At 73.5% G+C, this 19,074-nt stretch carries 15 protein-coding genes; 13 read left to right on the top strand and 2 right to left on the bottom strand.

Translation table 11 applies throughout. The features are described from left to right. Window positions 1-9: 9 nt before the first annotated feature. From OHL10_RS14315 to OHL10_RS14305, 3 genes are all read left to right on the top strand, one after another. Window positions 10-1,899 (top strand): glycosyl hydrolase family 18 protein, encoded by a 1,890-nt coding sequence (locus tag OHL10_RS14315; protein ID WP_265522909.1) that lies wholly within the window; start codon window positions 10-12, stop codon window positions 1,897-1,899. 78 nt (window positions 1,900-1,977) lie between these two features. Further along, complete coding sequence (locus tag OHL10_RS14310; protein ID WP_265522908.1) at window positions 1,978-4,632, top strand: glycosyl hydrolase family 18 protein; 2,655 nt, start codon at window positions 1,978-1,980, stop codon at window positions 4,630-4,632. 208 nt (window positions 4,633-4,840) lie between these two features. Next, window positions 4,841-5,602, top strand: coding sequence for a hypothetical protein (locus OHL10_RS14305; protein WP_265522907.1), 762 nt, complete (start codon window positions 4,841-4,843; stop codon window positions 5,600-5,602). 103 nt (window positions 5,603-5,705) lie between these two features. On the opposite strand, the gene OHL10_RS14300 is transcribed toward OHL10_RS14305, so the two are convergent. Together OHL10_RS14300 and OHL10_RS14295 are read right to left on the bottom strand one after the other, a co-directional pair. Next, complete coding sequence (locus tag OHL10_RS14300; protein WP_265522906.1) at window positions 5,706-6,401, bottom strand: peptidase; 696 nt, start codon at window positions 6,399-6,401, stop codon at window positions 5,706-5,708. Between the two features lie 175 nt (window positions 6,402-6,576). After that, window positions 6,577-8,394, bottom strand: coding sequence for a DUF4012 domain-containing protein (locus OHL10_RS14295; protein WP_265522905.1), 1,818 nt, complete (start codon window positions 8,392-8,394; stop codon window positions 6,577-6,579). Window positions 8,395-8,487: 93 nt separating this feature from the next. On the opposite strand from OHL10_RS14295, the gene OHL10_RS14290 reads away from it, so the two are divergent. The 10 genes from OHL10_RS14290 (at window position 8,488) to OHL10_RS14245 (ending at window position 18,965) form a co-directional block, all read left to right on the top strand. Continuing rightward, window positions 8,488-9,045, top strand: a complete 558-nt coding sequence (locus OHL10_RS14290; protein ID WP_265522904.1) for a hypothetical protein — start codon at window positions 8,488-8,490, stop codon at window positions 9,043-9,045. Window positions 9,046-9,172: 127 nt separating this feature from the next. After that, entirely contained in the window at window positions 9,173-9,733 is a 561-nt protein-coding gene (locus tag OHL10_RS14285) for an RNA polymerase sigma factor (protein ID WP_265522903.1), read from the top strand. Window positions 9,734-9,771: 38 nt separating this feature from the next. Continuing rightward, a complete protein-coding gene (locus OHL10_RS14280; RefSeq protein WP_265522902.1) occupies window positions 9,772-11,310 on the top strand; it encodes a hypothetical protein in 1,539 nt (512 codons plus the stop codon). A 240-nt stretch (window positions 11,311-11,550) separates the two neighbouring features. Then, complete coding sequence (locus OHL10_RS14275; protein WP_265522901.1) at window positions 11,551-12,840, top strand: inositol-3-phosphate synthase; 1,290 nt, start codon at window positions 11,551-11,553, stop codon at window positions 12,838-12,840. Beyond that, a complete protein-coding gene (locus tag OHL10_RS14270; RefSeq protein ID WP_265522900.1) occupies window positions 12,837-13,775 on the top strand; it encodes an SCO3242 family prenyltransferase in 939 nt (312 codons plus the stop codon). Before OHL10_RS14275 ends, OHL10_RS14270 begins: the two co-directional genes overlap by 4 nt. Then, window positions 13,772-14,683 (top strand): sugar phosphate isomerase/epimerase family protein, encoded by a 912-nt coding sequence (locus OHL10_RS14265; RefSeq protein WP_265522899.1) that lies wholly within the window; start codon window positions 13,772-13,774, stop codon window positions 14,681-14,683. Before OHL10_RS14270 ends, OHL10_RS14265 begins: the two co-directional genes overlap by 4 nt. Next, on the top strand, window positions 14,680-15,399 hold the full coding sequence (locus tag OHL10_RS14260) for an EboA domain-containing protein (RefSeq protein WP_265522898.1): 720 nt from the start codon (window positions 14,680-14,682) through the stop codon (window positions 15,397-15,399). The genes OHL10_RS14265 and OHL10_RS14260 overlap by 4 nt, the downstream gene beginning before the upstream one ends. Next, window positions 15,399-16,271, top strand: coding sequence for a TatD family hydrolase (locus OHL10_RS14255; RefSeq protein WP_265522897.1), 873 nt, complete (start codon window positions 15,399-15,401; stop codon window positions 16,269-16,271). The genes OHL10_RS14260 and OHL10_RS14255 overlap by 1 nt, the downstream gene beginning before the upstream one ends. A gap of 7 nt (window positions 16,272-16,278) precedes the next feature. After that, a complete protein-coding gene (gene eboE, locus OHL10_RS14250) occupies window positions 16,279-17,559 on the top strand; it encodes a metabolite traffic protein EboE (RefSeq protein WP_265522896.1) in 1,281 nt (426 codons plus the stop codon). Beyond that, window positions 17,556-18,965, top strand: a complete 1,410-nt coding sequence (locus OHL10_RS14245) for an alkaline phosphatase family protein (protein ID WP_265522895.1) — start codon at window positions 17,556-17,558, stop codon at window positions 18,963-18,965. Before eboE ends, OHL10_RS14245 begins: the two co-directional genes overlap by 4 nt. Window positions 18,966-19,074: the final 109 nt, after the last annotated feature.

Below are 19,074 nucleotides of genomic sequence, written 5' to 3'. Positions count from 1 at the left end.
CGAGGCACGGTGCTGGCGACGACGGCGGCCCTGCTCGCCTCGACCCTCGGCGTCGGCGCGGCCTCGGCGACCGCCACCTCCGTCCCTGCACAGCCGGCCGTCGCCACGACGAGCACCCCGGCGAACTCGGCCGACAGCGACATCAACGGCTACCGCAACGTCGGCTACTTCACGCAATGGGGCGTGTACGGCCGTGACTTCAAGCTCAAGAAGGTCAAGGACTCCGGCGCGGCCGCGGACCTGACCCACATCAACTACTCGTTCGGGAACATCCACCACGAGACGCTCCGCTGCTTCATCGCGAACAAGGCGCAGGGGCAGGGCCCGAACGGTTCGGACGGCGCGGGTGACGCGTGGGCCGACTTCGGCATGGGCTACACCGCGGCCAACTCGGTCTCGGGCGTCGCCGACTCGTGGGACCAGCCGCTCGCCGGGTCCTTCAACCAGCTCAAGCAGCTCAAGGCCGAGTACCCGCACATCCGCCCGATGATCTCGCTCGGCGGGTGGACGTGGTCGAAGAACTTCTCCCGCGCCGCCGCCACCGACGCGTCCCGCAAGGCGTTCGTGTCCTCGTGCATCGACATCTACATCAAGGGCAACCTCCCGGTGATCGACGGCCGCGGTGGACCGGGTGCGGCGGCCGGTGTCTTCGACGGGATCGACATCGACTGGGAGTGGCCGGGCTCGCTCAACGGTGAGGTCGGCAACCACGTCGACGTCGAGAACGACGCGCGCAACTTCAAGCTCCTCCTCGCCGAGTTCCGCGCCCAGCTCGACGCCTACGGCGCCCAGACGGGCCGCGACTACCTGCTCTCGGCATTCCTGCCGGCCAACCCCGACGACATCGAGGTCGGCGGCTGGAACGATCCGGAGATCTTCGAGTACCTCGACTTCGGCAACGTCCAGGGCTACGACCTGCACGGCGCCTGGGACGGCGCGCTCGCCGGTCACCAGGGCAACCTCTACGACGACCCGGCCGACCCGCGCGCGCCGCACCGTCAGTTCAGCGTCGACAAGGCCGTCAAGGAGTACGTCGACGCGGGGATCGACCCGGCGCAGCTCGGGCTCGGACTCGCTGCCTACGGGCGCGGCTGGAAGGGTGTCACGTCGTCCGACCCGTGGTCCGCGGCGAACGGCGCGGCGCCGGGCACGTGGGAGGCCGGCAACGAGGACTACGACAAGCTCCGCAACCTCGGGACGGGCTACTTCGACGCCGACACGGTCTCGTCGTGGCGCTACGACGGCAACCAGTGGTGGAGCTTCGACGACCCGCAGTCCGTCGCTGCGAAGGCCGACTACATCGTCGCCGAGGGTCTCGGCGGCGGGATGTGGTGGGACCTGTCCGGCAACCACGACGGCACGCTCCTCGACGCGCTGATGACCCCGCTGCGCGCAGCCGGGTCCGGGCCGGTCGACGGCGGCGACCCGACGGGTACTGACCCGACGGGTACTGACCCGACGGGCACGGACCCGACGGGCACGGACCCGACGGGCGGCTCCGGTGACGGCTGCCTGCCCGCGTGGTCGTCCGCGACGGCGTACTCGGCCGGGGCGACGGTGTCGTACGACGGGCAGAACTACCGCGCCAAGTGGTGGACGCAGAACAACGTCCCGGGCACCGAGCAGCACGGGCCGTGGGAGTCGCTGGGAGCGTGCGGTGACACCGACCCGACGGGCACGGACCCGACGGGTACCGACCCGACCGGAACGGACCCGACCGGAACGGACCCGACGGGCACGGGTGGCGACTGCCTCGCCGCCTGGTCGGCGAGCACCGCGTACAGCGGCGGGGCGACGGTCTCCTACGACGGGCAGAACTACCGGGCGAAGTGGTGGACGCAGAACAACGTCCCCGGCGCCGAGCAGTGGGGCCCGTGGGAGGCGCTCGGGTCCTGCTGATCGTCCGACCCCGGTGGTGCGCCGGTCGCGCGCACCACCGGGGTCGCTCTCCCTCCCGTCTGACCGAAAGCAGGACTCATGGACGCCATCTCTTCTCGCCGGGGCGCGCGCGTCACGGCCGTGGCCGCGGCGGGCACGCTGCTGCTCACGATGCTCGTGGGCGGGACGTCGGCCGCGTCGCCCGCCCCCGCCTCACCGACGGTCACGTCCGTCGGCAGCACCGACTGCCACAGCCCGTGGTCGTCGGGCCAGGTCTACACCGCGGGTGGGCTCGCCTCGCTCGACGGACGCAACTACCGCGCGAAGTGGTGGACGCAGGGCGACGCGCCCGGCGCCGCGCAGTACGGCCCGTGGGAGGACCAGGGTGCGTGCGGCTCCGGCTCCACGCCTGAGCCGACGCCGGACCCCACGCCCGACCCCACGCCCGAGCCCACGCCGGACCCCACACCCGACCCCACGCCCGACCCCACGCCCGAGCCGACGCCGGAGCCCACGCCTGCTCCCGACCCGACCGACCCGCCGTCAGGCCACGAGCAGTGCCGCCCGGACGGGTTGTACACCACGCCGGGTGTCGACGTGCCCTACTGCGAGGTGTACGACACCGAGGGCCGGGAGAAGCTCCCGAACGGTCTCGACCGTCGGGTGATCGGCTACTTCACGAGCTGGCGCACGGGTGCGGGCGACCAGCCGCGCTACCTGGCGAACGACATCCCGTGGGACAAGCTGTCGCACATCAACTACGCGTTCGCCCACATCGGGTCCGACAACAAGGTCTCCGTCAACGAGGACGCGCCGGGCAACGCCGCCACGGACATGACATGGCCGGGTGTGCCGGGCGCCGAGATGGACCCGTCCCTCGACTACACCGGCCACTTCAACCTCCTGGCGAAGTACAAGGAGGAGAACCCGGGCGTCAAGGTCATCCCGGCGGTCGGCGGATGGGCGGAGACCGGGGGCTACTTCGACGCGGACGGCAACCGTGTCGCCTCGGGCGGCTTCTACACGATGACGGAGTCGCAGGCGACGATCGACGTGTTCGCCGACTCGGTCGTGGACTTCGTCCGGGAGTACGGATTCGACGGCATCGACATCGACTACGAGTACCCGACGTCGAACAACCAGGCGGGCAACCCGGACGACTTCGCGTTCTCCGACGCACGCCGGGGTCAGCTCTTCGAGGGGTACGTCGACCTCATGCGCACGCTACGGCAGAAGCTCGACGTCGCGGGCGCCGAGGACGGCACGCACTACCTCCTGACGACGGCGTCTCCGTCGTCCGGATGGCTGCTGCGCGGGATGGAGGTCCACCAGGTCGTGCAGTACCTCGACTACGTGAACCTCATGTCCTACGACCTGCACGGCGCGTGGAACGAGTTCGTCGGGGGCAACAGCCCGCTGTTCGACGACGGCAAGGACCCCGAGCTCGCGGCCGGCGGTGTGTACACGGCGTACCAGGGCATGGGCTACCTCAACGGTGACTGGGCGGCGCACTACTTCCGTGGCGCGATGCAGGCCGGGCGCATCAACCTCGGTGTCGGCTTCTACACCCGCGGCTTCCAGGGTGTCCAGGGCGGTGTCCACGGCATGGGCGGTCGCGCCCCGGCGCCGGCCGGGTTCCCGTGCCCGCCGGGCACGAACGGCAAGTGCGGGTACGGTGCGGACGGGATCGACAACCTGTGGTTCGACTCCGACCCGATGGGCAACGCCATCCCGGCGGGGGTCAACCCGATCTGGCACGTGCTGAACCTGCAGGCCGGTGTGGTCGGCGACTACGTCGAGGACTACGGCGTGCCCACGACCCTCAGCGGCACCTACACCCATCACTACGACCCGATCACGAAGAACGAGTGGTGGTGGAACGCGGACCGCAAGGTCTTCCTGTCGGGGGACACCGCACAGGCGATCGGTGAGAAGGCCGACTACGTGGCCGACACCGGGCTCGGTGGGCTCATGATCTGGGAGCTCGCGGGCGACTATGGCTTCGACGCGGCGAGCGGCCAGTACGAGATCGGGTCGACGATGGTCGACGTCATGCACAGCACCTTCAGCGGTGCCGGTGGCTACGGCGCGACCAAGGCGAACGCGGACCGTCAGATGCCCGATCAGGCGCTCGACCTGAGCATCGACTACACGGAGTTCGCGCTCGGGGACAACAACTACCCGATCGCGCCGAAGGTCGTGTTCGGCAACGACGGGGCGAGCGACATCCCGGCGGGGGCGACCATCTCGTTCCAGTACGCCACGACGGACCTGGGGGAGATGAGCGACTGGAGCGGCTTCGGGACGACCACGACGTCGCGCGGCCACACGGGCCCGAACGTGGGTGGGCTGGACGGTGACTTCCACACCGCGCAGTTCACGGTCCCGGCGGGGGGCATCCCGGCGGGCGGCAGCATCACCAACCACCTCAAGTGGTCGTTGCCGATCGCGCAGTTCTCCAACGTCGTCGTGACCATCGACGGGACCCGGTACGCGACGACGTACGACCTCCCGCGCGGGGTGACGGTCGTCGAACCGGGCGGCGGCGGTGGCGACGACGGCGGCGCGGGAGACGACGGCGGTCCCGGCCCGGGCGGGGAGTGCTCCGCTCCCGCGTGGTCGGCGACGGCGACGTACGTCGGTGGCGCGGTGGTGAGCCACGCGGGTCGTACGTGGACCGCCGGCTACTGGACGTCGGGCGACACCCCGGGCTCAGCCCAGTGGGGACCGTGGGCCGACAGCGGCCCGTGCTGACGGCCTGAGCCGCGGCCCGAGCCTCAGGGCTGATCCAGGCCCCGGGGTACGGGGAAACCCGTACCCCGGGGTGATCGGGCATCGAAGGAATGTGGGAACTCCTCATGCCGCGCGGCATCGCCGCACATCTACCGTGATCACTCGAACGAGGCTCGCGGCCACCCGTCCCAGGGGGTCGGTGGCGGGCCGTGCAAGGAAGGCAGCACTCGTGCACCGACGCCGCACCAGCCCACGTCTCTCATCCGCACACCTCGGGACGGGGGAGGGTGCGGCGCCGGAGCTCGGGCCGCGCGCCCGCCGCCGGTCCGGCATGATCGCGCCCGCCGCGTCTCGCGGCCTGCGCCGCGCGACCGGCCCGCTCGTCGTGGGTGCGCTCGTCGTGGGTGTGCTCGCCGCGGGCTGCACCGCGCCGCCGTCGGACGTCGGCCCGTCTGCCGACGCGTCCGCGGACCCTGGCGGTTCCGGTCCCGTGCAGCCCGATGCCGGCCACGGTGACCACCATGCCGATGCCGACGGCGACCGTGTGCCCGTCGGTCCGCTCTCGTTGTTCGCCGCGGACTACTGGTCCGTCATCCAGCCGGGCGAGGGGCTGACGGCCGTGCGCGCGGGCGGTTGCCCGGAGGGCCAGAACTGCCCCACGTTCGAGATCCTCGATGGTGCGGCGCTCGAGGGCGTCAACCCGGATGCGGCCTATCTGCCGGACGACGCCGTGTGCCCCGGCAACGACGCGCTCGACGCCACGGCAGGTGCCTTGGTCGAGAGCTCCGAGGTCGAGGTCGGTGGCGAGTCGGCGGTCCTGAGCCGCTTCTCCGTCGCCTGCGTGGACGACGCCGGCGAGGAGGTGCGCACGACCGAGCAGCTCCAGTGGTACGTCGCCGACGGCCCCTCGGGGGCGGCTCTCGTCGTGGACCGTTGGGCGTTCGAGGGCCTCGAGTCCCGCCTCGCGGCAGCCACCTGGCGCACGACCTGACGAGTACGCCGAGGCACGACGAACGGACAGGGCCCCCGGTGAGTGATCACCAGGGGCCCCGTCTCGTACCGTGCTCAGGTCGTGCGGCCTGCCGACCGCACCGTCACTCCTTGGTGCGTGCCGAGCGACGGTTCCAGGCGACGAACAGGCCGCCCGCAGCCAGGAGCGCCGCGGCGATAGCGGCGAACAGGCCGAGCGACGCGCCGGTCGAGGCCAGCCCTTCGCCGGAGTCGCCCCCACCGGACCCGGGGTTCGAGACCGGGGTGGCGTCGGGAGTGTCCTCGTCCTCTGGGGTGGGCTCGTTCCCGGGAGGGTTCGTGGCGCAGTCGGGTGACGAGGGCGGGTAGCTGACGCTCGTGCTGGCCTCCGGGTTGACCTCGATGATCACCTGGACGCTCGGGCGCACCCAGTCGAACTCGTCACCCTCGACCCACTCATCACCCTCCAGTCGCCAGCCGGGCCAGTCGACAGGGTTGCCCTCGTCGTCGACCACGGCGCCCGGCCACAGGACCCGACCGGACAGCGGGAGCCCGGCCTGCACGACGTCGTCGCCGGTGGGGTTCACCCAGGTGATGGTGGCCTCGGTGGCCTCGCCGTCGTCGGTGTTCACGGCGTACTCGAGGTAGGGGACGTCGCCGTCGCAGATGGGGGCCAGCAGCTCGACCTCGAGCTGTGGGTCTTGTCCGTAGAGACCCGGGTCTTCCTCGTCTGCGGTCGCCGGACCAGCGGCCAGGAAGGTCGCAGCCACGACGAGCGCGACTGCCCCCGTCGTGCGCTGTCGGAACGTCGGTGCCGTCATTGTTCTCAGCCTCATCATCACCGGTTGGACTGGTTGAGCCCGCACGTCGTACGGGTATGCAGGGCCCCAGATTAGTCGGGTTCGGTCCCCGTGAAACCACCCCTGACGGGTGAAAGGCGGGTGATCTTATCGGCTGAGTCCGGAATGCGCCTTCTGGACAGGCGTCCAGGACGTTTTAGCAGCGCTGGGCGTCGATTCCGAGCAGGCCGGGGCTCGTCCCGGTCGGGGTGCTCCACACGTCGAGCCATCCCCGGACCGCGTCGGACGGCGTGAGCACCTCGATCCGCATGCTCGTCTCCTCGCCGGGGTCGAGGTCGAGGGGGAAGGTGAAGGTCTCGCGCCCGTGGGCGTCCCGCTCGGAGCCGGCGACGACCGACTCTCCGCGGCTGACCCCGACCACCTGCCCGCCGACCGGGCTGTGGACGGCGATGCTCGTGCGCACGACCCCGGGCTCGACGACCGCGTCGTACCCGGTGACGAAGGCCGGCAGCGACGTCGCGGCGTCCTCGGGTGCGGCCGACCGGAGGTCGAGCCGGATCGTGTCGATCCGGCCGTCCGCGGTGCACCGCGACTCGACGACCTCGATGTCCGACCGCAGGTAGGCGCTCATCTTGCCGCGGGTGCCGTCGTTGAAGAACACGCCCGGGTCGTCCGCCGCGTGCTCGGAGGAGAAGAACCCGCCGGCGAGCAGCGTCTCGTCGAGCTGCGCCTGCTCCGCCTCGTCGGCCGACCAGGCGAACAGCCGTCGCTCGCCGGTTGCGGCCGCCATCGTCTCTTGCAGGTCGCCCGGCCCGACCACCCCGGAGAGCGCGGTCGCGAAGACCGAGGCGGCGACGGTCGCGAAGAAGTCGTCGACCGCTTCGGGGTCGGCGAAGGTGCGGTAGGCGTCGGTCAGCAGGACGTCGGCGACGTTCTCCGTGTCGAGACCCACCCCGGCGACCTCGATCGGGCCGGTGCGCTCGAGGAGCAGCGAGAGGGCGACGGGGTCGGTCGCGATGACGCCGTCGAGCTCCTGCCCGTGCGCCTCCTGCCACATCTGGGCGGCGAGGCGGGCCGACGTCGGGAAATCGGGCGTGAGGGTGACGTCCTGGACGAACCGCCCGAGGTTCGCCGAGTAGAGCTCCTCGTCGACGGGGTCCAGCGGGAGGACGGGCTCCCCGAACGGGCCGACGTCCCCGCTGGTGGCCTGGTCGACGAGGCGCAGGCGTCCGCCGTCGGCCTCGAGAAGCACCATCGCTCCTGGGATGCCACCCGAGGACCGCAGCTCGGCGTTGGTGAGCGCGAGCAGAAGATACGTGCGGGGCCCGTCGGCGCCGAGCATCGGGGGGAGGAGCGTCGTGATGGTCTCGGCCGCGCCCACGAGGTCGACGAGCTCGGAGGTCTTGTCCTGGAGCTGCCCGACCGGGCCGGCCAGTACCCCCAGGAGCTCCGTCGTGTCGATCGCGTCCATCCGGGCGTCCACGTCGGCGAGCGCAGCGGCCGCGCTCGACACCTGGGGCGCCACGGCTTCGAGCGGCTCGAGGTCGATCGCACCGCCCGCGAGGCTCAGCGCGTCGCCCGTGAGCACGTCGACCGCGGACGTCAGGGGAGGAAGGACGTCCTGGACGAGGTCGTCGACCGCCGCCGCGGACGTGGAGAACGCGTCGACGTCGGTGCCCACCCCGGGGATGCGCGCCGCGAGCCACCACAGCGGCCCGTCGGTGTTGGCGCGCGCGGACTCCGTGAGGGGCTGGACGACGGCGAGGGCGTCCGCCGCGCGTGCGCCGTCGCCCGCGGCGAGCGCAGACTCCACCTCGGGGACGAGCTCGAGCGCGGACCGGAGGTCGCTCTGCGCCGCGTAGGCCTGGTTGGCGAGGATGCCGACGCTCACGAGGAGCGCGACCAGCGCGGCGAGGATTCCCCCGACGATCCACGGCGCCCGGCGACGGCGACGACGGCGCCGTCCGCTCCGGACGGGCGTGGTGGCGGCCGCGGCGTGCTCCGGTGCGGTCATGGGACCAGCGTAGAGGCCTGAGGAACGTCGCCTCGCCCTCGTGCCGGGTGATGTGAGGGTGATATCCGCGGGCCCGGGTGCGAGGATGAGCCGGTGCGAGCCCACCGGACCGGCGTCCTCGTCGGCGTCCTCGTCGGCGCCGTCGTGGTGCTCTCGGGCTGCGCTGACCGCGGCGGCGAGTCCTGGGTCGACGTCACGACGGCTCCCGTCGACGCGGAGGAGGCTGCCGAGGACCCCGCCGGGCACGGCGGTCCCGCGCTCGCCCCTGGCGCCGCGACCTCCGGTGTGCCCGGCCTGTCCACCGATGGCACCGGTGGCACCGGCTGGGGTGCGGCGTGGACCGCCGACGACGATCTCGTCTACGTCGTCGCTTCCGCCTCGAGCACATGCCCGCTCGTCGCGGAGGCCGAGGCGGAGCGCCACGGCGAGGAGGTCGTGGTCTCTTTCCTCGAGAAGGCGGACGACGGGCGCTGTACGCGTGACCTGGTGCCGGTGACGACCGTGGTGCGGCTGCCGCCGGGGGTGGACCCCGCGGACGGGCTGGACCTCGTCGTCGGCGACCTCGGGACGGTGCGGATGCCGCCCTTCGACGACACGCGCGCCGGGACTGCGGCGCCGGAGTTCGTGTGGGGCGGCGACCCGTCCTCATGAACGTCGGTGAGGCAGCCCGGACGGTCGTCGGAGTAGCCGGGCCGGACCGCTGGACGCGGGTGTGCAAGATCGGGCGTACCCGCGACACAGAGCAGGTGTAGGCGCACTCGAGACACCTGGAGCCCCTGTGACATCCCGTGCGGTACCTCGCGGCCCTCGCGACGATGCCTGGTTCGAGCGTCTCTTCGCCGCGCACGCGACGGCCCTCTCCCGGTACTTCCGCCGTCGGCTGCCGTCGCGGGACGGTGGCGTGGGTCCCGACGCCGAGGACCTCGCGGCCGAGGTGCTCGCCACGGCCTGGCGCCGCCGCGAGGACGTGCCCGACGGAGCGGAGCTGCCCTGGCTGTACCGGACCGCGGGGTTCGTGCTCGCCAACCATCGGCGCAAGTCCCGTGCGCTGCCGCTCGCGACGGTTCCGGACGAGCCGGACGACGTCGACCCGGCCGACCTGGCCGTCGTCGACGACGAGGTGCGGCGGGTGCTCGGCGCGCTCTCCCCGCGAGACCGGCGGATCCTGCTGCTCAACGCCTGGGACGGGCTCGGCGGCGACGACCTCGCGGGTGTGCTCGGGGTCTCGCGAGGAGGGGCGGACGCCGCACTCTCCCGGGCGCGCTCACGGTTGCGCGCGGCCTGGGCCGAGGAGGGGGCGGGTGCAAGAACGTCCGCCCCGCTGACACAGGAGGGGTAGAGGATCCGGACCCGCGGATCGCCGAGCTGGAGGGCGTCATGAACGACACGAGCCACCCCGTCCCTGGATCCCCCGAGCCTGGATCAGCGGAGTCCCTACCGCACGAGCCCGGAGCCCCTGAGCGGGACGAGGCGTTCGACCGGGTGCGGTCCGCGGATCCGGCCGCGCGCACCGCGCCCGACCAGGAGGCGCTCGACCGCGCGGTCCGCGACAAGATCGCGGTGGTGCCGACGGCGTCGGACGCGGGCCCCGGACCGGACGAGCCGCAAGACGGCGCGCGCTCGCAGGGTGTGGTGCCCGTCGACCTCGCCGTCCGTCGGGAGGACGCTGCGCGTCGCCGTCGGCGTGCGCCGCTGCAGGTCGCGGCGGTGGTGGCCGGCGTCCTCGTGGTCGGTGCGGGCGGGTACGCCGTGGGGGCTGCGGGAGGTCCCGAAGACGATGCGTTCGGTCCCATCGTGCTCACCGGGCCGGGTCAGGGCGGGGGACGGGGCGGGGATGCCGGGGCCGTGGAGGAGTTCGGCGCGTTGCGCTCCGCCGAGATGGGGGGCATGGCGGACGGTGCGGCGGCGCAGGACATGGCGTCGTCGATGTACTACCCGGGCTACTGGGGCGGGCGCACGGTCTTCCGTGCGGACGGCCTGAGTGCCGACGGGGGCAGCGCGGAGGCCTTCGCGTACGACGCGGCCGGGGTCTTCTCGCAGGAGGAGGCGCTGCGGCTCGCCACGGCGCTCGGTGTCGAGGGCGAGGTCCGCGCGGAGTACGGTTCCTGGACGGTCGGGCCGCAGGACGGTTCCGGGCCGGCGGTGAGCATCCAGCCCGACGGGTTGGCGAGCCTCCACTACAACGACCCCACCAAGGACCCGTGGTACTGCGGCCCGGTGGAGATCCTCCCGATGCCCGGCACGAGCGACGACACGTCGGAGCCCGAGGCATCGGCGGACGAAGAGGCGGCGACGGACTACCCGGGCGAGTGCACCGAGCGGGACCTGGGCCCTGCGCCGAGCGACGGGGAGGTGGAGCGCCAGATGCGGGACGCGCTCGCGACCGTGGGTGTGGACGCGGACCGCTTCGAGGTCGTCGTGGATCGCAGCGAGGATGACGACACCTGGGTGTGGGTCAACGCCGAGGAGGTCGTCGACGGTCAGCGGACCGGGAGCGCGTGGAGCGGGACCTTCACCGGCGGTGGGCTGCAGTCGATGTACGGCGCCCTGGCGGAGCCGGTGTCGATCGGCACCTACGACGTCGTGAGCCCGCAGGAGGCGGTCGAGCGGCTCGGTGACCCGCGCTTCGGCGGCGGGTACGGGGGCCCGGTCGTCTGGGCGCGCGAGGGCGAGATGCAGGAGTGGGTCGAGCCGCCGGCGCCCACCGTCCCGCCGACGGTCGGGAGCGGGGACGCGATCAGGTGGCCGGTCGATGAGGTCGCGATCGTCGAGGCACGGCTGGGTCTCGCGGTCCACTACCAGCCCGACGGCGCGGCCGTGCTGCTGCCTGCCTACGAGCTGCGCGACGCCGAGGGCAACATGTGGTCCTCGATAGCGGTCGTCGACGACCAGCTCGACTTCTCGACCGTGCGGTAGGTCGGCAGGCGCCCTTTTGAAAGGTACTACCAGGCCCTTGACCTCCGACACCCGGTCTTTTGATTGACCACCGTTAAAAGTGTGGTTAGGGTCGCTGAAGATCACCCGGTCTCCGGACGGGGTGCGGACCGTCGTGGTGCGCACCGTCGCCCGGAGCCGGTTGGTCCGGCGGTCGCAGCGAAGCCTCCGCCGTGACGACTCGGGGCCCGTTCGCGGGCACCGCCCGGACCGGGAGCGACGATGCACCAGAAGGCCGCGCACGACCCCACCTCCGCACGACGACCTGCTCGGGAGCGGACCGGCGTCTGGTTCGTCGGCGCCCGGGGCTCGGTCGCGACGACCGCGACGCTCGGCCTCGCGGCGATCGCCGCCGGGCTCGCCGAACCGGTCGGCTGTGTCACGGCCCGCCCGCCCTTCGACGGGGCGCCGCTGCCGGCTTTCGCCGACCTCGTGGTCGGCGGCCACGACATCAGCGACGTCTCGATGGTCAAGCGGGCCGAGCTGCTCGTCGAGGCGGGCATGATCAACGCGCGGCTCCTCGACGCGACGCACGCTGCCCTCGAGCGGGCCGACGCCGAGGTCCGCCCCGGGTACGACCCCCACCTCCGCGCCGGGTCGGCCGGCTCGTCCGGGTCGGCCGGGCACCCTGGTGCCGGCCCCGAGTCGCAGGGCCGCGCGGCCGAGCGGCTGGCCGCCGACATCAACTCGTTCCGGACCCGGCACGACCTGGCCCGGGTCGTCGTCGTCGACCTCGCGTCGACCGAGCCGCCCGCCGAGACCGCCCCGGAGTTCGAGGACCTCGACCTCCTGCAGGCTGCCCTCGCGGACCCGGCACGCACCGTGCTGCCGCCGAGCTCCGTCGTCGCCTACGCCGCTGTCCTCGCAGGCGCGCCGTACGCGGGCTTCACCCCGTCGGCGAGCATGCACCTGCCGGTCCTCCTCGAGCTCGCGACGCAGCGGGGCGTGCCCGTCGCCGGGCAGGACGGCAAGACCGGGCAGACCTGGCTGCGCACCGTGCTCGCGCCCGCGTTCGAGGCGCGCGGGCTGCGCGTGCTGTCCTGGGCGGGCACGAACCTCCTCGGCGGGGGCGACGGCGCGACGCTGGCCGACCCGCAGGCCGTACGCAGCAAGCTCGCGTCGAAGAACCGCGGGCTGCAGGACCTCACGGGCACCGGCGTGACGCCGCTGCACATCGACAACGTCCCCGACCTGGGCGACATCAAGGTCGCGTGGGACCACGTGCACGTCGAGGGCTTCCTCGGGTCGCGCCTGACGCTCCAGACCACCTGGAGCGCCTACGACTCGATGCTCGCCGCCCCGCTCGTGCTCGACCTCGCCCGGCTGCTGGCGCTCGCAGACGCTGCCGGTCTGGGCGGCCCGGTCCCGGAGCTGGGCTTCTTCTTCAAGGACCCGTGGGGGAGCGACGTGCACAGCGCGGCCGACCAGGCCGCCGAGCTCGCCCGGTGGGTCGGGCACGCTGCCGATCGTGCCGCCGACCGCACGCCGACCGAGACGCCGCACCAGTCGTGACGACGAGGACGACCCTGCACGACTACCTCGACCTGGTCCGCGCCCCCGCGGTCCTGTCCGTGCTCGGTGACACGCTCGCGGGCGGTGCGGCGGCCGGGCACCGCCCCACGCCGCGGCGCGTGGCGCTCCCGCTCGCCTCGGCCTGCCTCTACGCGGGCGGGATGGCGCTGAACGACTACGCGGACCGCGACCTCGACGCGCGCGAGCGGCCCGAGCGACCGATCCCGTCCGGCCGTGTCAGCCCGTCGCGGGCGCTCGCCGTCGCGGGCGGCCTGACGACCGCCGGCCTGGGGCTCGCCGCCGTGGGCGGCGGCGCGCGGTCGGTCGTCGTCGCGGTCCCGCTCGCCGCGAGCGTCTGGACGTACGACCTCGCCGCCAAGAACCACCCGACGGGACCCGCCGTGATGGCGGCGTGCCGCGGTCTCGACGTCCTCATGGGTGCGGGCCGGGGGCGGCTGCGCGCCGCGCTGCCCGCCGCGGCCGCCGTCGCGGCGCACACCGCGGGCGTGACGGTCCTCTCGCGGGGCGAGGTGCACGGCACGACGCCGCGCGCGGCAGCGGGTGTGGCCGCCGGGACCACGCTCGTGGTCGGCGCGGTCGTCGCCGGGGTGCTCGCCGACCGCCGCCGCTCGGCGGCGGCCGGGGCGGGTCGTCGTACCGGTGCGGCCACGGCCCTCGCCGCGACCGGGGCGGCCGTGCTGTATGCCGCGACGTGCCTGCCGGCGCAGCTCGACGCGGTGCAGGTGCCGAGCGCAGACCGGGCGTTCACGGCCACGAAGGCCGGCATCCGCGCGATGGTCCCGCTCCAGGCGGCGTGGGCCGCGCGCGGCGGCAGCCTCGGGTCGGTGGGGGTGCTCGCCGGCGTCGAGGTCGCGGGCCGTCTGCTGCGCCGTGCCGCCCGCCGCCCGGGCCGGGCCGAGATGAGCGAGACGTGAGCGGCGCGCCCGGGGTGCCGGCCGACGTCGGGCACCACGTTCCGCCCTTCGCGCTCGGCTACGGCACGAACGGGTTCACCGACCACCCGCTCGACGTGGTGCTCGACGTGCTCGAGCACGAGGGGTACGGCGCGGTCGCCCTCACGCTCGGGTTCCCGCACCTCGACCCGTTCGCGCCCGGGTGGGGCGAGCGGGTCGACGTGCTGCGGGAGCGTCTCGCCGGGATGCACGACGGCGCGGGGATGCGTGTCGTCGTCGAGACCGGCACGCGCTTCCTTCTCGACCCGTACGTCAAGCACCGCCCGACCCTCGTCGACGCGCAGGCCGCGGCGCGGGTGCGGTTCCTCGAGCGGGCCGTCGAGATCGCCGCGGGCCTCGACGCGGAGTGCGTGTCCTTCTTCTCGGGCGTCCTGCCCGACGACGCGTCCCCGGCCGACGGGTGGGCGCGCCTGCGCGACCGGCTCCCCGACCTCGTCGAGAACGCGCGCGGTCACGGTGTGCAGCTCTCGCTCGAGCCCGAGCCCGGCATGCTCGTCGAGACCGTCGCCGACGCGCTGCGCCTGCACGAGGAGCTCGGCGCACCGCCCGAGCTGGGCGTCACGGTCGACGTCGGGCACTGCCTGGTCGTCGAGCCCGACGGCGTCGTCGGGGCGCTGCGCGCCGCCGCCCCGCACCTCGCCAACGTCCAGCTCGACGACATGCCCCGCACCCACCACGAGCACCGCCCGTTCGGCGAGGGGGAGATCGACCTGCCGCTCGTGCTCGCCACGCTCACCGAGATCGGCTACACCGGCGTCGCGGCGGTCGAGCTGCCGCGCCACTCCTACGACGCGCCCGGCCTCGCCCGCCGCAGCATGGCCGCGATGCGCGCGGCCACCGACCACACCAGACGCACGGAGGTGCCATGACCGAGGACGTGACGAGCCCGGCCGTCGACCCGACCGAGGCCACCCACCCGGCGCCGGGGCCGGGTGACCGCTGGCTCGCCGAGGCGCTCGCCGACGTCGGGCAGGACCCGGGCTCGGTGACGCGCGCCTTCGCGCTCGCGGGACGCACGGTCGGCCGGTCGCCGCGGCGACCCGACGTCGACCCCGCGGGCGTGCTGCACGGCACGGTCGACGACGCCGCGCGCGCATCCCTCGTTGTCGCCCTCGCCGACGCGCTCGGACCGGATGCCGGCGCGGCGCTCGGGGCGCGTCTCGCGGACCTCTACCAGCACGGCGACACCGCCGAGCGGCGCGGGGTCCTGCGCGGCCTCGACGCGCTGGTCGCGCGGGGCGGGTCCCTCGCGCCCGAGGTGGTGGCCGTCGGCACGGAGCTCGCCGCCGACGCGCTGCGCACCAACGACCAGAGTCTCGTCGCCGCGGCCGTCGGCCCCTTCGCCCGGAGGCATCTCGGCCAGCACGCGTGGCGCCACGCGGTCCTCAAGCTGGTCTTCATGGGCGTCAGCCTCGACGCCGTCGCGGGGCTCGACGACCGCACCGACGACGAGGTCGCGCGGATGGCCCGCGACTTCGCGGCCGAGCGTCGGGCCGCCGGGCGCGTCGTCCCGCCCGACGTGGTGCGCCTGGCCCCCGACGTCGAGACCGACTCCCCGCAGCCCCCCACCGGACGGAGCGCCTGATGCGCATCTTCGACCCGCACATCCACATGACGAGCCGCACCACCGACGACTACGAGGCCCTGTACGCCGCGGGGGTGCGCGCGCTCGTCGAGCCGGCGTTCTGGCTCGGCCAGCCCCGCACGAGCGTCGGGTCGTTCCTCGACTACTTCGACGCCCTGCTCGGCTGGGAGAGGTTCCGCGCCGCGCAGTTCGGCATCCGCCACCACGCGACGATCGCCCTCAACCCCAAGGAGGCGAACGATGCGCGCTGCCGCGAGGTGCTCGACGAGATCCCGCGCTACCTGCTCAAGGACGGCGTCGTGGCCGTCGGCGAGGTCGGGTACGACTCGATGACGCCCGAGGAGGACGAGGTCTTCGCCCGTCAGCTCCAGATGGCCCAGGTCGCCGAGCTCCCCGTCCTGGTCCACACCCCGCACCGCGACAAGCTCGCGGGCACCCGGCGCACCTTGGACGTCGTGCGCGAGTCCGGTGTCCCGGCGCAGCGCGTTCTCGTGGACCACCTCAACGAGACCAACGTCGCGCTCGTGCGCGACGCCGGGGCGTGGGCCGGGTTCTCCATCTACCCGGACACCAAGATGGACGAGCACCGGATGGTCGCGATCCTCACCGAGCACGGCACCGAGCGCATGATCGTCAACTCTGCGGCCGACTGGGGCCGGTCCGACCCGCTCAAGACGCTCAAGACCGGGCGCGCAATGCTCGCCGCGGGCTTCACCGAGGACGACGTCGACCGGGTCCTGTGGCGCAACCCCGTGGAGTTCTACGGACAGTCGGGCAACCTCGTGCTCGACCCGGTGCCGGGGTTCGTCGCGGGCGACGTCCGGCTCGCCGAGTTCGAGGGCAGCTCCGTGCTCCGCGGCGTCCGGACCTGAGGGCACCGTGCGACTGTCCTACTGCACCAACGTCCACCCGGCCGAGGACCTCGACGGTGTCCTCGACCAGCTCGCCCGGTACGCCGGGCCCGTGCGGGAGGCCGCCGGGCTCGACGTCCTCGGGGTCGGGCTGTGGCTGCCCGCCGTGCTCGCGCACCGCCTCGCCGGCTCTCCCGAGGACCGGGACCGGCTGCGCGCCGCGCTCGTGGAGCACCGGCTCGAGGTCCACACGCTCAACGCCTTCCCGTACGGCGGCTTCCACGACGACGTCGTCAAGCTCGCGGTCTACTCGCCCACCTGGGCGGACCCGGAGCGTCTGGCGTACACGCTCGAGTGCGCCGAGGTCCTCGCCGATCTCCTGCCCGACGGCGTGGACGGCTCGATCTCCACCCTCCCGCTCGCCTGGCGCGAGCCGTGGTCGGCGGCCGACGACGCGGCGGCGACGGCCGCTTTCGCCGAGCTGTCGGCCGGTCTGCGGGAGATCGCCGCGCGCACGGGATCGACCGTGCGGGTCGCGGTCGAGCCCGAGCCGGGGTGTGTGCTCGACACGGTCGAGGACGTCGTGGCGTGGCTCGCTGCGCGCACCGGCCCGGCGGGTGGGCCCCTCGGTGCCGTCGACCCCGAGCACGTCGGGGTGTGCCTCGACACGTGCCACCTGGCGGTCTCGTTCGCCGACCCCGCCGAGGCGGTCCGGCGGATCACCGACGCGGGTCTGCGCGTGGTCAAGGTGCAGGCCTCGGCCGCGCTGCACGTGGCGGACCCGGCGGACCCGGCCGCACGCTCCGCCGTCGGGCGGTTCGCCGAGCCGCGCTACATCCACCAGGTGCGCGAGCGCGCGGCGGACGGCGCGGTCCTCGCGGCCGACGACCTGCCCGAGGCCCTCGACGACCTCCCCGGCGCCGGCCCGTGGCGCGTGCACTTCCACGTACCGCTGCACCACGAACCCGCGCCGCCCCTGGCCGCGACGACCGACGTCCTGCGGGCGGCGGTGGCGGCGGTGCGCGCGGCGCCCTACGGCGACGCCGCGCACCTCGACGTCGAGACGTACACGTGGGCGGTGCTCCCGGAGGCAGCGGTCGCCGACCACGGCGACGACCCGCTGGTGGCAGGCATCGCCCAGGAGCTCCGCTGGGCGCTGCAGAACCTCTCCCCTTCCGCCGAACACGACCTTGCTGCCGCCACGGCGCCCACAACGACATCAACCTCGGGCTCGGCGGCGAGCAGCCCCGTGGTCGAGGGCGGCGAGGCGTCCACGCCGACCCCTGTATCCGTCCGGAGGACCGTATGAAGCCCGTGCTGCTGCTCGACGTCGTCGGCCTCACCGCGAAGGCGCTCGCCCACATGCCGCGGCTGCAGCGGCTCGCGGCGGGCGGCTGGGACTCGCAGCTGGCGACCGTGCTGCCCGCCGTGACGTGCAGCGTCCAGTCGACGATGCTCACGGGCCTGGCGCCGGCCCAGCACGGCATCGTCGGCAACGGCTGGTACTTCCGCGAGCTGGGCGACGTGTTCCTGTGGCGCCAGCACAACCGGCTCGTCGCGGGGGAGAAGCTCTGGGAGACGGCCCGGCGGGCGAACCCGGACCACCGCAGCGCGAACGTGTGCTGGTGGTACGCCATGGGGATGACGACCGACGCCACCGTCACCCCACGACCGATCTACCACGCCGACGGGCGCAAGTCGCCGGACGCGTACGTCCGGCCACCGAGCCTGCACGACGACCTCGTCGACCGGCTCGGCGACTTCCCGCTCTTCACCTACTGGGGCCCGACGGCGTCCATCGCCTCCTCCCGGTGGATCGTCGCCGCGACCCGCCAGGTCCTGCGCACCCACGCCCCCGACCTGACGATGGCGTACGTGCCGCACCTCGACTACGACCTGCAGCGGTTCGGCCCGGACTCGCCGCAGGCCGACGCCGCGGCGGCGGAGCTCGACGGCGTCCTGGCGCCGCTGCTCGACGACGCGGCCGAGCAGGGCGTGACCGTCCTCGTGGTCTCGGAGTACGGCATCGCGGAGGCGAACCGTCCCGTGCACCTCAACCGCGTGCTGCGCCGGGAGGGGCTGCTCGAGGTCTACGTGCAGGACGGTCGCGAGCAGCTCGACCCGTGGACGTCGCGGGCGTTCGCGGTCGCGGACCACCAGGTCGCGCACGTGTACGTCGCGGACCCGGCGCACGTGCGGCGCGTCGCTGACGTGCTGCGGTCGGTCCCGGGCGTCGACGAGGTGCTCGACCGCGAGGCCCAGGCCCGGTACGGGATCGACCACGAGCGGTCGGGCGAGCTGGTGGTCGTCGCCGAGCCCGGTGCGTGGTTCACGTACTACTTCTGGCTCGACGACGCCCGCGCGCCCGAGTACGCCCGCGGCGTCGACATCCATCGCAAGCCGGGCTACGACCCGGCCGAGCTGTTCTTCGACCCGGCCGACCGGTTCGCGAAGGCGAAGGCCGGGCTGAACCTCGTGAAGAAGAAGGCCGGGCTCCGGTACGCGATGTCGACCGTGCCGCTCGACGCCACGGTGGTGCGCGGCACGCACGGTCGCCTCCCGGACTCGGCGGCCGACACCCCGCTGATCCTCTGCTCGGACGCGCAGGTCCCGGCCTCGGTGGCGGCCGCCGTCGGGTCGGACGGCGGGCAGGTGCCCGCCGCCGCGGTGCGCGACCTGGTGCTCGAGCTGCAGGGCCTGACGGTCCGCGCCTGACGAACCTGCCGGGAGACCCCTCGTCCGCGAGGTAGAACCCCTGTACGCGAGGTAGAACTCCTGTACGCGAGAGAGAACCTCCGTGCGCGAAGTAGAACCCCTGTGCGCT

This window comes from Oerskovia flava, assembly GCF_026163685.1.
Lineage (GTDB): Bacteria > Actinomycetota > Actinomycetes > Actinomycetales > Cellulomonadaceae > Oerskovia_A > Oerskovia_A flava.
Note: the sequence above shows the minus strand (reverse complement) of the source record. Positions and strands in the feature narration are given on the sequence as shown.

Bases quoted from the DNA above. Each gene is read 5' to 3' on its own strand.
- OHL10_RS14310 (WP_265522908.1), top strand. From the start codon at position 1,978: ATGGACGCCATCTCTTCTCGCCGGGGCGCGCGCGTCACGGCCGTGGCC.
- OHL10_RS14300 (WP_265522906.1), bottom strand. From the start codon at position 6,401: ATGACGGCACCGACGTTCCGACAGCGCACGACGGGGGCAGTCGCGCTC.
- OHL10_RS14295 (WP_265522905.1), bottom strand. From the start codon at position 8,394: ATGACCGCACCGGAGCACGCCGCGGCCGCCACCACGCCCGTCCGGAGC.
- OHL10_RS14280 (WP_265522902.1), top strand. From the start codon at position 9,772: ATGAACGACACGAGCCACCCCGTCCCTGGATCCCCCGAGCCTGGATCA.
- OHL10_RS14275 (WP_265522901.1), top strand. From the start codon at position 11,551: ATGCACCAGAAGGCCGCGCACGACCCCACCTCCGCACGACGACCTGCT.
- OHL10_RS14260 (WP_265522898.1), top strand. From the start codon at position 14,680: ATGACCGAGGACGTGACGAGCCCGGCCGTCGACCCGACCGAGGCCACC.
- OHL10_RS14255 (WP_265522897.1), top strand. From the start codon at position 15,399: ATGCGCATCTTCGACCCGCACATCCACATGACGAGCCGCACCACCGAC.
- OHL10_RS14245 (WP_265522895.1), top strand. From the start codon at position 17,556: ATGAAGCCCGTGCTGCTGCTCGACGTCGTCGGCCTCACCGCGAAGGCG.